15 protein-coding genes and 1 riboswitch are annotated in these 13,629 nt (G+C 36.8%); of the genes, 8 read left to right on the top strand and 7 right to left on the bottom strand.

What is annotated here, in order from left to right:
- The first annotated feature begins 572 nt into the window (after positions 1 to 572).
- Positions 573 to 1,121 (top strand): GNAT family N-acetyltransferase, encoded by a 549-nt coding sequence (locus B3D94_RS00460; RefSeq protein ID WP_291753402.1) that lies wholly within the window; start codon positions 573 to 575, stop codon positions 1,119 to 1,121.
- Between the two features lie 33 nt (positions 1,122 to 1,154).
- On the opposite strand, the gene B3D94_RS00455 is transcribed toward B3D94_RS00460, so the two are convergent.
- The 7 genes from B3D94_RS00455 to B3D94_RS00425 form a co-directional block, all read right to left on the bottom strand.
- Positions 1,155 to 2,126: a S66 family peptidase gene (locus B3D94_RS00455; protein WP_036147297.1), complete on the bottom strand. Its 972-nt coding sequence runs from the start codon at positions 2,124 to 2,126 to the stop codon at positions 1,155 to 1,157.
- A 15-nt stretch (positions 2,127 to 2,141) separates the two neighbouring features.
- Positions 2,142 to 2,636 carry a GNAT family N-acetyltransferase gene (locus B3D94_RS00450; RefSeq protein WP_291753399.1) on the bottom strand — a complete coding sequence of 165 codons (495 nt, stop codon included), beginning with the start codon at positions 2,634 to 2,636 and terminating at the stop codon, positions 2,142 to 2,144.
- Positions 2,637 to 2,779: 143 nt separating this feature from the next.
- Positions 2,780 to 3,883, bottom strand: coding sequence for a GNAT family N-acetyltransferase (locus tag B3D94_RS00445; RefSeq protein WP_291753396.1), 1,104 nt, complete (start codon positions 3,881 to 3,883; stop codon positions 2,780 to 2,782).
- A gap of 131 nt (positions 3,884 to 4,014) precedes the next feature.
- Positions 4,015 to 4,494, bottom strand: coding sequence for a hypothetical protein (locus B3D94_RS00440; RefSeq protein WP_069480212.1), 480 nt, complete (start codon positions 4,492 to 4,494; stop codon positions 4,015 to 4,017).
- Between the two features lie 6 nt (positions 4,495 to 4,500).
- Complete coding sequence (locus tag B3D94_RS00435; RefSeq protein WP_004224679.1) at positions 4,501 to 5,163, bottom strand: potassium channel family protein; 663 nt, start codon at positions 5,161 to 5,163, stop codon at positions 4,501 to 4,503.
- A 152-nt stretch (positions 5,164 to 5,315) separates the two neighbouring features.
- On the bottom strand, positions 5,316 to 5,771 hold the full coding sequence (locus B3D94_RS00430) for a TlpA family protein disulfide reductase (RefSeq protein ID WP_025113759.1): 456 nt from the start codon (positions 5,769 to 5,771) through the stop codon (positions 5,316 to 5,318).
- 180 nt (positions 5,772 to 5,951) lie between these two features.
- Entirely contained in the window at positions 5,952 to 6,494 is a 543-nt protein-coding gene (locus B3D94_RS00425; RefSeq protein ID WP_008174083.1) for a peroxiredoxin, read from the bottom strand.
- Between the two features lie 406 nt (positions 6,495 to 6,900).
- Between B3D94_RS00425 and B3D94_RS00420 the strand changes: the two genes are divergently transcribed.
- The 7 genes from B3D94_RS00420 to thiW all read left to right on the top strand — a co-directional run bounded on the left by B3D94_RS00420 (position 6,901) and on the right by thiW (position 13,541).
- On the top strand, positions 6,901 to 7,443 hold the full coding sequence (locus B3D94_RS00420) for a helix-turn-helix domain-containing protein (protein WP_069480211.1): 543 nt from the start codon (positions 6,901 to 6,903) through the stop codon (positions 7,441 to 7,443).
- 17 nt (positions 7,444 to 7,460) lie between these two features.
- Positions 7,461 to 8,567 carry an ABC transporter ATP-binding protein gene (locus B3D94_RS00415; RefSeq protein WP_291753392.1) on the top strand — a complete coding sequence of 369 codons (1,107 nt, stop codon included), beginning with the start codon at positions 7,461 to 7,463 and terminating at the stop codon, positions 8,565 to 8,567.
- Positions 8,557 to 9,366 (top strand): ABC transporter permease, encoded by an 810-nt coding sequence (locus B3D94_RS00410; protein WP_025113756.1) that lies wholly within the window; start codon positions 8,557 to 8,559, stop codon positions 9,364 to 9,366. The genes B3D94_RS00415 and B3D94_RS00410 overlap by 11 nt, the downstream gene beginning before the upstream one ends.
- On the top strand, positions 9,363 to 10,160 hold the full coding sequence (locus tag B3D94_RS00405; protein WP_291753386.1) for an ABC transporter permease: 798 nt from the start codon (positions 9,363 to 9,365) through the stop codon (positions 10,158 to 10,160). The genes B3D94_RS00410 and B3D94_RS00405 overlap by 4 nt, the downstream gene beginning before the upstream one ends.
- Positions 10,157 to 11,230, top strand: coding sequence for an ABC transporter substrate-binding protein (locus B3D94_RS00400; RefSeq protein ID WP_291753384.1), 1,074 nt, complete (start codon positions 10,157 to 10,159; stop codon positions 11,228 to 11,230). Before B3D94_RS00405 ends, B3D94_RS00400 begins: the two co-directional genes overlap by 4 nt.
- A gap of 349 nt (positions 11,231 to 11,579) precedes the next feature.
- A complete protein-coding gene (locus B3D94_RS00395) occupies positions 11,580 to 12,776 on the top strand; it encodes an MFS transporter (protein ID WP_036147287.1) in 1,197 nt (398 codons plus the stop codon).
- Between the two features lie 59 nt (positions 12,777 to 12,835).
- Positions 12,836 to 12,943, top strand: a riboswitch (TPP riboswitch).
- A 94-nt stretch (positions 12,944 to 13,037) separates the two neighbouring features.
- Complete coding sequence (thiW, locus tag B3D94_RS00390; RefSeq protein ID WP_036147285.1) at positions 13,038 to 13,541, top strand: energy coupling factor transporter S component ThiW; 504 nt, start codon at positions 13,038 to 13,040, stop codon at positions 13,539 to 13,541.
- The last annotated feature ends 88 nt before the right edge of the window (positions 13,542 to 13,629 follow it).

Raw genomic sequence — 13,629 nt, 5'->3', positions numbered from 1 at the left:
AGAAACTTAAAGTTTTAAATCAACTTTTGACGGAACTTTTGGTGCCTCTAAAGCTGGTCTCGAAGCTAACATCGGATTTAAGTTGGAGCAAGATTACACTGTTAATTTCACAAGTAACACACCAGTCGCATCAAACGAAAGCGTCTACTTCGAACTTTTCACAACTCACCACAAAGTTCAGTATGCTGTAGATACTAGTCCTACATGTAATTTCGGACATGCTTATAAACCAAATGGTACTTACATTAAAAAACTGTTTATAAAAAATAAGTCGTACAACTCAGAATCCCACGAAAAACAGACAAATTTGCTTTTTCGTGGGATTCTTTATCATTGTTTGACCGAACTTACTAATATATAGGTTAACGCTCTCTTTCCATATTCGGTATGATTTACGATGTCTACTATCAGCTGCATACCTGAATCCAAAAGCTTAGGAGTTGACCAGAAAAGTAATTGTTGATATTTGTGGAAAATCAACCTATTTTTAGACCCAATATTGAAACTTTTACGGGGCAGTTCATTCTGAGGTCAGCTTTTTTGTATACACTAATGTTAAAGGAGGAAAACATATGCAATATACTATACCCATTTTGAAAACGGAAAGGCTACTTTTAAGACCTATTACCCAGCAGGATATAGAGGCTATGTTTGTTTATACTTCTCAAGAAAACGTAGCCCGTTATGTTACATGGCATGCCCATACAAGTATAGAGGATACTAAAACTTTTTTGATGCTCATATTAAGTGGGTACGAACAAGGCAATCATCTACTTTGGGGTATTGAATATTCTGGGACTCTAATTGGAACAATCGACTTTGTAACGATTGATCACATACATAAATTGGGGGAAATCGGTTATGTTCTTTCAGAAGATTATTGGAATAAAGGATTAACAACGGAGGCCACAAAAAAGCTGATTGACTTTGGATTTAAAGAATTGAAACTCGTACGTATTCAAGCGAGATGCTTTGAAGAAAACATTGGTTCTCAAAGAGTGATGGAGAAGTCCGGAATGCAGTTTGAAGGGCTGTTACGCAAAAGTATGTTCATTAAAGGACAATATAAAAATGTCAAAATGTACGCTATAACTGATGATGATGCAAGGAACCTATCATAAATAAAGCCTTGCCACATTAGCAAGGCTTTGTACTTATAACCATTGTTCGATACAGTATATCTTTTTAGCTGTAGCATCTAGCCTCACTCGTTTACCGATTGCTATCGGATGCATAGGCTGTGTGTGACAAATATCCACTTCCGCCAAAATAGGTATGTGTATACCGTCCAATTGTTCTAATAAAATATCAGATGGCTTGCGTCCGGTTCCTAGATCATCGTAACATTCATGCTTACCCAAAATAATTCCACTTATTTTGTCAAAAATTCCGTGCAATTTGAGCATCGCAAAATTCTTTTCCACGATGGCTGCATTTTTCATACAATCTTCCATTAATAAAATGTCACCTTCAGCAATGGCAGGGAAATAAGGTGTCCCAATAAAACCATACATGGCATTAACATTCCCCCCCATTAGCCTTCCCTCTATAACTCCCTCTCGAACGGTTTTCCATTCATTCTTGATTACCTTTTTCTCTACTGTTTTCTCCAGCCAATTGACTGGCTCATCTGACCAATAAGGAGGCTTCTGTATTTCATAAGGGAGTGTTTGAGGCTGCAAGAAATACTCCTCAAAAAATTTGTATGTATCGTTGACTAATGGCTCAAACTCGCCAAAGGATGGCACGAGCGCTGGACCATAAAATGTTGAAATACCAGTCTTCGCATAAAGTGCCAGTAGAATGGCTGATGCATCAGAGTAACCTATAATGATTTTAGGGTTTCGTTGGAAAGCCTCATAATCTATATAAGGCAGCATACTATTGGAATTGGTACCTCCAATCGTAGACATAATAATATCCACACTAGGATTGCGGAGTAATTCATTTAATTCCTCTGCTCGTTTTTGTGGTGAGCCTGATCGATAATAATCAGATTTGCCAGTAAGGGAACCTTCTACAATATGAAAATTCTTCTCTTCTAGAAATGCTTTTGCACGCTCAAAACGTTTCGACGCAGAAACCGTCGCTGGAGAGGAGGGTGAAAAAATACCGATAGTCGTCATCTTTTACTCCTTTTCTTATACAAGTTTTGACATGTAGTATTCATTGATGTATTGTCCATCTACATACAAGGAATCCCGTTTCGTTCCCTCTATTTCAAAGCCCATTTTCTTATATAAAGCAACTCCAGCCTCATTATTTTCCATAACCGTTAACTCGAGCCGATGGATACTATAATCTTTAGCCCATTGTTCTACATGATTAAATAAGGCTGTTCCAATTTTTCTGCCTCTATAATGACTATTGATGCCAATGACAAGATAAGCACGATGAGCAATTCTTGTTGCTTCATTCCCTTGTGCAATTAAATAAGCCACCACCTTATCATCTATTTCTGCTACGAATAATGCTGAATGACGGCTATGATAAAGCTTTTCTAAATAATTTGCAAATGTCTCGGGCTCCATTTTTCGCTCGCCAGGACCAAATAACATCAGATTGGATGCCTCCGCATTTGTCATAACAGCTATAATTTGAACACTATCATCTCTTGTTGCTTCTCGTATTAACATGTAAAGTACCTCACTTCCTATTTTTTATCTCTTGCCTTATCTATTTTATCCATTAGAAAATAAATGAATATTTATCTAAAACCCACCTATCTCTGCTTTTAATGCTTTAGCATGTTTGACCTTACGCATAATTTTCTTCCCTTTTAATAGCATTGGATTTTAGCAACTAATTTTTCATTGTTAAAATGAAGTGTCTCTGCATCATTCAGCGTATATGCCTGCAATGTTGCATTATTTTTTAGCCAGCTATTAAATAGCATGCTTCGTTCAGGATCATCATAATGTGGGCAAAATGTTCCTGATAATAGCCCTAGCCCGTTGTATTCCTCATAATGATTGTATTGATTTTCACTAAAGCATTTGTCAAACCAACACATTGCCCCAGCACTCATGCCAGCTAAAATAACACCGCTTTTATAAGCTTCCTTCAATAGCTCCCCGAATTGATAGGCATGCCATTTATCTAAAAGAAGCTTGGTATTCCCTCCGCCTACATAAATAATATCCTGTGCCAATATTTTTTCTCGAATTTGTATGTCATTCATGTCCTCGTACAAAATATGAGTAGCGTCACAATGTGTAAAAGCTGAATAAAATTTATCGATATACCCCTGTGCATCATTACTTGCTGTTGGAATAAAACAAATTTTGATGCGTTCAGTTGTCTTAATTTGACTCAAAATATAATGGTCAATAAATGAAGGGATTTGCTGAGAAAATCCTCCGCCTGATATGGCAACGATTTGTCTAGTGACAGCACTCGTATTTTTTAATTCATAGACCGCTTGCTCCCGACCAAATCTTTCAAGTACCTGTACTTTTTTCATCCCTAGCTTTTCGAGTAGTCTACAAGATGCACGATTAGCAGTTTGTGTCTCTGCCACGATAGAGGAGATATTTAAATACGTCAAACCCTCCTCAACCACTTGCGTTAGAACTTCAAATGCTAACCCTCGCCCCCAATACTCGGGTAAAAATTGATAGGAAAGTTCATATAGCTCTTGCTCATGATACTCATCGATGGATACAAGGCCTATAAATTCCCCCGTTTTCTTTAATGAGATATAAAAATATGTATTAGGAAATGGTGCCTCTAGCATACCTCTAAAGGAAGCTTCGATATAATTTTTTTGTGGAATTCCTCCAAGATACTCTCTGACGCTTTCATTTGTGTAGAGCCCTTGAATATCCATGTAATGTTCTGGTTGTATACGTTCGATCACACATCGATTAGACATAAACTTCATGTATTTACCTCCTTCTTTATGTCAAAGTTTAATCGAACTGCCATACTGAAATCAAACATTTTTCCCAAATATTACTTTCCTATAAACTAAAAAAATAGTGACCAGCCATACGTGCTGTGTCACTACCTTCATTAATGTTGATATTGCTCAAGTAAACGTTGAGTATTGGTTGATTGTTCTAAAACTTTTTTCTCTTGAGCCCAATAAATCATATATTGATCGTCACCGATTGGAAAAACCATTTGTTGCAATTCTTCGCTTAGCTCAGAGCTAATCGCTACCTTTAAGATGTCCACTTCATAAATCGGTTTGTCCTTTATTTTATAAACAATATGATAGGAGGGCTCTTCTTCAAAAATTGCTCGTTCTTTTTTAGAAAGCTTCTTTACATGACTTAAAGGGTATTTTTCAATAAAGTTCTTCGCCTCGCCGTCAGACCCTCGAAATACCGTTTGCTCCCCTTGGAATAATTCGATTGAATCAATATTTGTAGCTTCATCTAAAATAAAAGAAATCGCTTCCTTCTCATTTTTTTCACGAGATTGCATAACAAAAATTCCGATCAGAAAAATAGCTGCAAATATAATTAGTCTCCATCTTCGTTTTGTCATTGCCAATTACCCATTTAATGCCTTTTTTACGAAACGATTTATATCAACATCAGCACCAATTACAAGCATAATATCTCCCAATAAAATCTTATCACTTGCTTGAGGTGATACGATAATATCAGCACCACGCTTAATCCCTACGATGTTAATTCCATATTTAGCTCGAATATCTAAATCCATAATCGAATATCCAGCAATAGCATCATTCGCCTTTAATTCCATAATAGAGTGTTCATCTGAAAGCTCTAAATAATCTAGTACTGTATTCGATAGCATATTATTGGCAATACGAATACCCATATCTCTTTCAGGATGGACTACAAAGTCGGCACCAATTTTCCGCAATACCTTTTCATGGTAATCATTTTGAGCCTTTACTGTAATTTGCTCAACACCAATTTCTTTTAAAATAATGGTTGTTAAAATACTTGCTTGAATATCTTCCCCAATTGCTACAATCACATGTTCAAAATTACGAATACCTAATGAATTTAGAACCGATTCATCTGTTGAATCTGCAATGACGGCTTGTGTAGCAATAGAAGCAAATTCGTCTACACGCTCTGAGGAATGGTCTATTGCCATCACTTGAGCACCCTGACTCATTAATTCACGAACAATACTTCCCCCAAAACGTCCTAGCCCAATGACCGCAAACTCTTTTTTCATCATAAAAAATCCCTCCGAAAACTACTATACCATCATTGTAGCGTATTCTTATTGATATGTATTGTCAAAACAAGACGCTATTCTTCATTGTTGGACAACGCTGCAAACATAAAAAAGACGAGGACCTAAATCCCCGTCATCACTTACTATAATTATTCAGCGTTACGCATTTCGTCTAGTACGCGATTTACACGTTTTTCTAACATTTTCATACCGCTACCACCAGCTTGCATATGACGCAGCTGACCATCTTTATCGAACACAAAATAAGCAGGTACATACTGGTTTTCAAAAGCATCTGTTAACTTCATTTCGCTATCAACAAAGATTGGTTGCGCAATGTCATGCTCAGCCGCTACTGCCTTAATCGTCTCTAAATCAGTATCTGCTTCAGAACGTGGCATATGTACTGCTACAACATTTAGCTCATCTTTATATTGATCACGGAAATTATTAACATCTGGCATAGCTTCTTTACATAAATGACAGCTCACTGACCAGAAATGGATTAATGTTGGTTTTTTGCCAACTAGTTCTGCTTTTGTTACTTCACCATTTAACCAAGTTGTTGCGCCGACTAGTTCTGGCATTTGTTCACGAAGTTTCATGAAAAATCCTCCTCTATTAAATCGTTGTTCTTTAGAGGCATTAAATGTTGGGTAAAACTCCTCCCAAAATATATTGCCATCTAAGATAAAGTAAATTAGCACTCGCCACTTACTTAAAAGTCCCCACAAGCATGTCGTGGGGACTCTTTATTTGTTACATCATGACGCAACTCTATTTTATTATAGAGTTGCTTGACCTGGACGCCAGTTTGCTGGGCAAAGACCGCCAGTTTGTAATGCTTGAAGTACACGTAACGTTTCATCCACATCACGGCCGATGTTATTATCGAATACTGTTTGGTATTTTAATTCACCTTCTGGATTAATGATGAATAAACCACGTAGCGCGATACCTTCTTCTTCAATTAACACACCATAATCTTTAGATACTTGGTGGTTTGTATCCGCAGCTAATGGATATTTTAATTCACCAAGGCCATTTTGAGTGCGGTCTGTATTAATCCACGCTAAGTGAGTGTGGATTGTATCAGTAGAAACACCAATTACTTCTGCATCTAAGTCTTCGAACTCGTCATAACGATCGCTCATTGCAGTGATTTCTGTTGGACATACAAATGTGAAGTCCATTGGATAGAAGAAAAGTACTGTCCATTTATCTTGTGCTTTAATATCTTCTAATGATACTTTACCAAATGATTTGTCTGAAAGTACTGCTTCCATTGTAAAGTCAGGTGCTTGTTTACCTACCATGCGTTCTGCCATAATAAATCCCTCCGAATAAATATGTAGTTTATATATTCCATTCGCACAAGCGAACTCGTCTTCTACGATAGCAGAGTAAACGTAGTTTTTCAAACAAGTAAGCTCCGCCCAATTATCCAATTGAAGTGAGTCGACAAAAAATCGTCAAATCCAAAATCGGACTTTCTGCTACATCCTATTTATTAGCTACTTTTGACAACTATATTCTCCTTTATACGATTTTTTTCTCCACTGCATTTATGACCCTTTTTTTAACATTTTACAGCGATTTTTTTCATAAAAAACGATTGCAAATTTTTATTTATTATGTATAATTGTAATGGTTTTAGTAAACTAAAAGTTTCGTTAAAGTAAACTTCATATTTCAAAAGTTTATGATTGCTAAACTTCTTCTAGGAGGGAAAAGATGCAAATAGGGGCAAAAATTAAAGCGCTTCGTTTAAAAAAAGGTCTTACCCAAGAGGAACTTGGAGAACGTACAGATTTAAGTAAGGGCTATATTTCCCAATTAGAACGTGATTTAAATTCACCTTCTATTGAAACACTTTTTTCAATATTAGAAGTGTTAGGATCAACACCTAAGGAATTTTTTGATGATGAATCACCTGAACAAAAGGTTGTTTATACAGAGGAAGATCAGTCCGTCTTTACGGATGAAGAAAAAAAATACGAAATTCAATGGCTCATCCCTACATCCAACGAAAAAGAAATGGAGCCTATTTTCTTAACATTTGAAGCCAATGGCGAATTCAAGCAATTTGAGCCATCACTTTCGGAAACATTTATTTATGTAGTGAAAGGGCGTATTCGTCTCGTTTTAGGGAATGAACAATATATCGCGAGTGAAGGCAATGCTCTTTATTTTGACGCGACAGACCATCATCAAATTTTTAATGCACATGCTGCTGAAACGAAAATTTTACTCGTTGCAACGGATTCATATTTATAGCTTAAGGAGGCACATCAATGACAATGAATTCCATTATCCGTTTTGAAAATGTATCCAAGTCTTATAGTGACGGAACAGTTGTCTTAAAGAATATTAACTTGGAGCTTGAAAAGGGCAAATTTTATACTCTCCTTGGCCCATCTGGTTGTGGAAAAACAACTATTTTACGAATTATTGCTGGTTTCACAGAACCTACAACAGGAGATGTGTTTTTCCATGATAAAAAAATAAATTCCGTTCCTGCCAATGAACGTCAGGTGAATACTGTTTTTCAAGATTATGCGCTGTTCCCTCATTTAAATGTATTTGAAAATGTCGCATTCGGACTGCGTATTAAGAAGTTACCTGAAAAGGAAATTAAAGAACGAGTTGCGGAGGCATTAAAATTTGTCAATTTAGCAGGCTATGGCAATCGTGAAATCTCCGAAATGTCTGGTGGTCAACGTCAGCGTGTAGCGATTGCACGTGCTATTGTTAACGACCCTGAAGTAATTTTACTGGATGAACCACTTTCAGCATTAGACTTAAAATTACGTACAGAAATGCAATACGAATTGCGAGAATTACAGCAACGTCTTGGCAAAACTTTTGTTTTCGTTACGCATGATCAGGAAGAAGCACTTGCTATGAGTGATGAAATTTTTGTGTTAAGTGAGGGACAAATTCAACAATCTGGTACACCAGTAGATATTTATGATGAACCTATTAATCGCTTCGTAGCAGATTTCATCGGTGAATCCAATATAGTGCCCGGTGTCATGATTGAAGATTTCAAGGTTGAATTTGCTGGTAAGATTTTCGAATGTGTTGACCAAGGTATGAAACCCAATGAGAAAATTGATATTGTTATACGCCCTGAGGATTTAGAAATGACGACTATTGATAAAGGTAAACTTGTGGTTAAAGTAGATACACAATTATTCCGTGGCGTCCATTATGAGCTATCTACGTATGATAAAGATGGCAATGAATGGCTAGTCCATTCGTTGAAAAAAGCTGAAGTAGGGACAGAAATTGGCTTAGACTTTGATCCAGAGGCGATTCATGTAATGCGCTTAAATGAAACAGAGGAAGAGTTCGATAAACGATTAGAATCGTACGGAGACGACGAAAATGCAAGCTAAGACATCAAAATCAGCGTTATTTCCATATGTTTTATGGATTGCCCTTTTTGTTATCGCGCCGATTGCACTTGTTGTTTATTATTCCCTACTCGATTTACATGGCAATTTCACGCTCGATAATTATAAAGCGTTCTTCACTTCTGTTTACTTAAAAATGACATTAAGCTCGTTCTGGTATGCATTTTTAATTACATTCTTTACATTATTAATTTCATATCCAACTGCTTACTTTTTAACAAAAACGAAACACAAGCAGCTTTGGTTATTGCTTATTATTATTCCTTCATGGATTAATTTATTGTTAAAAACATATGCCTTTATCGGTATCTTTGGTTTATACGGGCCGATCAATGCATTTATCGAAGTGTTTGGCTTTGACCCAAAGCAAATGCTCTTTACAGATATTAGCTTTGTTTTTGTATCCGTGTATATTTTTATTCCGTTTATGATTTTGCCGATCTTTAACTCTTTAGATCGTTTAAATCCAACACTTATTTATGCGTCTCGTGATTTAGGCGCATCTGCTTTTACAACATTCCGTCGCGTTGTTTTACCATTGACAATGGATGGTGTTAAATCAGGTATTCAGGTTGTCTTTATCCCTGCTCTATCACTTTTCATGATTACTCGCTTAATTGCAGGAAATCGTGTTATCACCCTTGGTACAGCGATTGAGCAGCAATTCCTTGTGACACAAAATTGGGGAATGGGTTCAACTATTGCCGTGTTCTTAATTTTATTTATGGTAATCATTATGCTTATTACGGGACAAAAAGATAAAGGAGGTCGCGTACGATGAACAAACTTTCTGCATCAGCCAAAGTCTATTTAACGATTGTTTTTATCGTTCTGTATGCACCCATTCTCTATTTAATCTTTTACTCGTTCAATAGTGGTGGCTCCATGAATAACTTTGAGTCCTTTACTTTAGAGCATTATCAGGCTGTTTTTGAAGATTCAAGACTACTTGTTATTTTAATTAATACCGTTATCGTAGCATTACTTTCAGCTCTAATTTCTACTATTATTGGAACGTTAGGAGCAATCGGTATTGTAACAGTCAAGGATTCAAAAATGCGTAATACATTATTGTCCTTAAACAATGTTTTAATTGTCAGTCCAGATGTCATCATTGGTGCAAGCTTTTTAATCTTATTTACATTGGTGGGCATTAAATTAGGCTTTGCTTCAGTATTATTAGCACACGTAGCGTTTAGTGTACCAATTGTAGTGTTAATGGTTTTACCTAAATTGTTAGAAATGAATAAATCACTAATTGATGCAGCATTAGATTTAGGTGCAACCAAAAAGGATGTTATGTTGCGTGTCATTTTACCGTATATTCAGCCAGGTATTTTTGCAGGTTTCTTCCTAGCTCTTACGTATTCATTAGATGATTTTGCTGTGACATTTTTCGTAACCGGCAATGGCTTCAGTACATTATCGGTAGAAATCTACTCGATGGCTCGCGCGGGAATATCTCTAACAGTTAACGCTATTTCTGGTTTAGTATTCTTTGTAACAGTTATCGTTGTGATTGGCTATTACTTCATTACAAGTCGCACAAGCAAAAGAACGGAGGGACAACAATGAAGTCATTAATTCAAGCGACCATCGCTATACTTGTTGTTTCTGCCCTTTTATTTTATGCTGCTGATGCCTTAAGTGCTGGCGGAGGTAAAAGTGGAAAAGATACTTTAACCATCTTTAACTGGGGAGAATATATTGATCCTGATCTATTGAAAGAGTTTGAAAAAGAAACAGGTATTCATGTCATTTACGAAACATTCGACTCCAATGAAGCTATGATGACTAAAATACAGCAAGGTGGTACAGCGTACGATATTGCTGTCCCTTCTGAGTATATGATTGAAAAAATGAAGGAAGATAATTTATTGATTCCTTTAGACAAAGCGAAAATCCCGAATTTTAAAAATATAGATCCATACTTTTTAGATTTACCATTCGATGATAACAATCAATATTCAGTTCCTTACTTCTGGGGAACAGTAGGAATTGTTTATAATCCAAAGCTAGTTGGGAACTTAGATTTCTCCTCTTGGGACGATTTATGGGACCCTTCATTAAAAAGAAAAGTATTTTTAGTAGACGGTGCTCGTGAAGTGATTGGAATGGGTTTAAATAGTCTTGGACACTCCTTGAATTCATTGGATAACGATGAACTGCGTGAAGCAACTGACAAGTTGATCACACTTGCGCCTAACATAAAAGCGATCATTGGGGATGAAATTACGCCATTAATGATCAATAATGAAGCAACAGTGGCTCTCACTTGGTCTGGTCAGGCAGCGGACATGATGTCTGAAAATGAAGAATTGGACTTTGCTGTTCCTGAAGAAGGCTCCAATTTATGGTTTGATAATATGGTTATTCCAAAAACATCGAAAAATATTGAAGGTGCACATGCCTTTATCAATTTTATGCTAAGCGCTGAATCTGGTGCTCAAAATGCCGATTATGTTGGCTATTCGACGCCTAATATCGCTGCCATGGACTTAATGGACCCAGAAGTAGTTTCTGATGAACGCTATTACCCTTCTGAAGAGCAACGTGATACATTAGAGGTCTACAAAAACTTAGGCCCAGATTACTTAGGTAAATATAATGAACTGTTTTTAGAATTTAAAATGAATATTCGATAATTTATAAGAGCGATTTGGTCTAAAACCAATTCGCTCTTTTTATGTAAGCATTCATTTGTATTACTATATTTAAAGAGCATTTCTACTAGTAGCCTTTGGTAACATTATTCACACTTACCCGCGCTATTTCATTTCAATATAGTTGTTTCTAGCAAAAAGCAATTCGTCCTCACTCTACACCCCTAACTATTCTTTTTTATTACACAATGATCTGAAGCCTCCCAAGAAAAAAGCTTTTCTGAAAAACCATTCTAACGATCGAACCAGTTACAGCAATCTCAACTATTAGCCAGCTATAATTCTTTATGATAGACTGTACTATATTTGATTACATAAAGGGGGTTTTTCGATGACCCAGCAGAAGTCCAATAAGGCGGCTTTGTATATATTAATGTTTAATATGTTTATCGCAATGGGGAGTATTGGAATTATTATTCCTGTAATGCCGGAATACTTAAGAATATTTGGAGCAGCAGGACAAGTTCTAGGTATGCTTATTGCAACGTTCGCCTTGGCACAATTCGTATTTTCTCCAATTGCTGGGAATCTTTCTGACCTGTATGGGCGGAAAAATTTAATTATTTTCGGTCTTATACTAACAGGACTTGCACAAATCGGTTTTGGCCTTTCTACAGATGTTTGGATGCTCTTTTTGGCACGCTTTTTAGGTGGCCTTGGCTCTGCATTTGTTGCACCTCCTATTATGGCTTTTGTAGCAGACGTGACAACTTATGAAGAACGCGGAAAAGGAATGAGTATGTTAGGAGCTGCAATGTCGTTCGGCTTTATGATTGGCCCTGGAATTGGTGGTTTCCTCGCAAAGGTTAGCTTACATTTTCCATTTTTCATGGCGGGAGCTGCCGCCATCTTAGCATCTATTTTATCGTACTTTTTATTACCATCTACAAAGCCAAATACTGCGCAAAATAGACAAAAGCAAGATAATCTGGTGAAACAGATGGCTCGCTCTGTACATATGCCTTATTTTGTTATGTTAATTATTATGATGGTATTCTCATTTGGGATTGCTAACTTCCAAACAACCTTATCCCTATTTGTGACAGAAAAATTTAATTACTCACCTGGCGATATTGCTACCATTCTAGTTGTTGGTGGAGCATTTGGGGTAATTGTACAGATGTTTATCATAACGCCACTCTTTAAACGCTTTGGTGAAATGAAAGTAGTTTTGGTCAATTTATTTATTGCCTCCGTTGCTATTTTCTTAATATTATTTGTTTCAGGTTTTGCACTAATATTAGTTGTAGCAACCATCTTCTCAACGGCAACAACGTTAATTCGTCCAGCTGTTAATACACTCATCTCAAAACTTGCTGAAACAGAGCAAGGGTTTGCAGCCGGCTTGAACAATGCCTATATGAGTCTTGGAAATATGATTGGACCCGCTTTAGCTGGTTTCTTATTTGACTGGAATATGAATAGTCCTTATATATTTGGTGCCATTATCTTATTAGCCTGCTTCTTCCTTGCCCTAATTTGGACATTGAAAAAGGCACCACAACTTATGCATCCAGATTCACACTAATCATCAAAGCTTATTGACTATTGATTCAAGTATGTTACACTTCTAAAAAATAGAAAAATTTTTACCACTAGGGGAGTCTTTTAAAGGCTGAGACGTATATGGTTATATACGGACCCTTCGAACCTGATCTAGTTCATGCTAGCGGAGGGAAGTGGCGCTTCTTGCTATTTTCATTGTATAAGCAAGGCCGCTTCCTGTCGTTTGAAGGAAGCGGCTTTTTTCATTTTCCTAGTGGCTAAAACGAAAAGGAGCGCACCTATCATGTCTATTCGAAAATTAACAATTATGGCTTTATTAGTAGCGATTGCCGTTGCAGGCTCTACGTTCATCTCCATTCCAACTGGGATTGCTCGTGCCTACCCTATACAGCACGCTATTAACGTAATAGGAGCCATTATACTTGGACCCTTACCTACAGTTGTAGTAGCCTTTGTGACGGCTATCATTCGTATCCTTACAGGAACAGGCTCACTGTTAGCCATTCCTGGTAGTATTATTGGTGCATTATGCGCAGGGCTTGCCTATAAATATAGCTGTAAAATGTGGTTAGCCGGTATGGGCGAAGTGATCGGCACTGGTCTTCTCGCATCACTTGTAGCAGTACCCTATGCAAAGATACTTATGGGCACATCCGTAGCGGCCTTATTTTTCATGCCTGCCTTTTTAATATCAAGTTCAATTGGAGCAATCTTAGGTATTGTAGTAGCTAGCAGTTTGCGTAAAACGGTGCTAGTAAAATATTTTAATTCCCGCTCTCTTTATTAAAGAACGTCGTTGATATAACTTAGAGGATTTCTCTCCCTGCATATATACAAAAAGCAGTGCGAAATAATTCACACTGCTTTCATCTAAC

The sequence above is a fragment of the Lysinibacillus sp. UBA5990 genome (assembly GCF_002429815.1).
Taxonomy (GTDB): Bacteria; Bacillota; Bacilli; order Bacillales_A; family Planococcaceae; genus Lysinibacillus; species Lysinibacillus fusiformis.
Note: the sequence above shows the minus strand (reverse complement) of the source record. Positions and strands in the feature narration are given on the sequence as shown.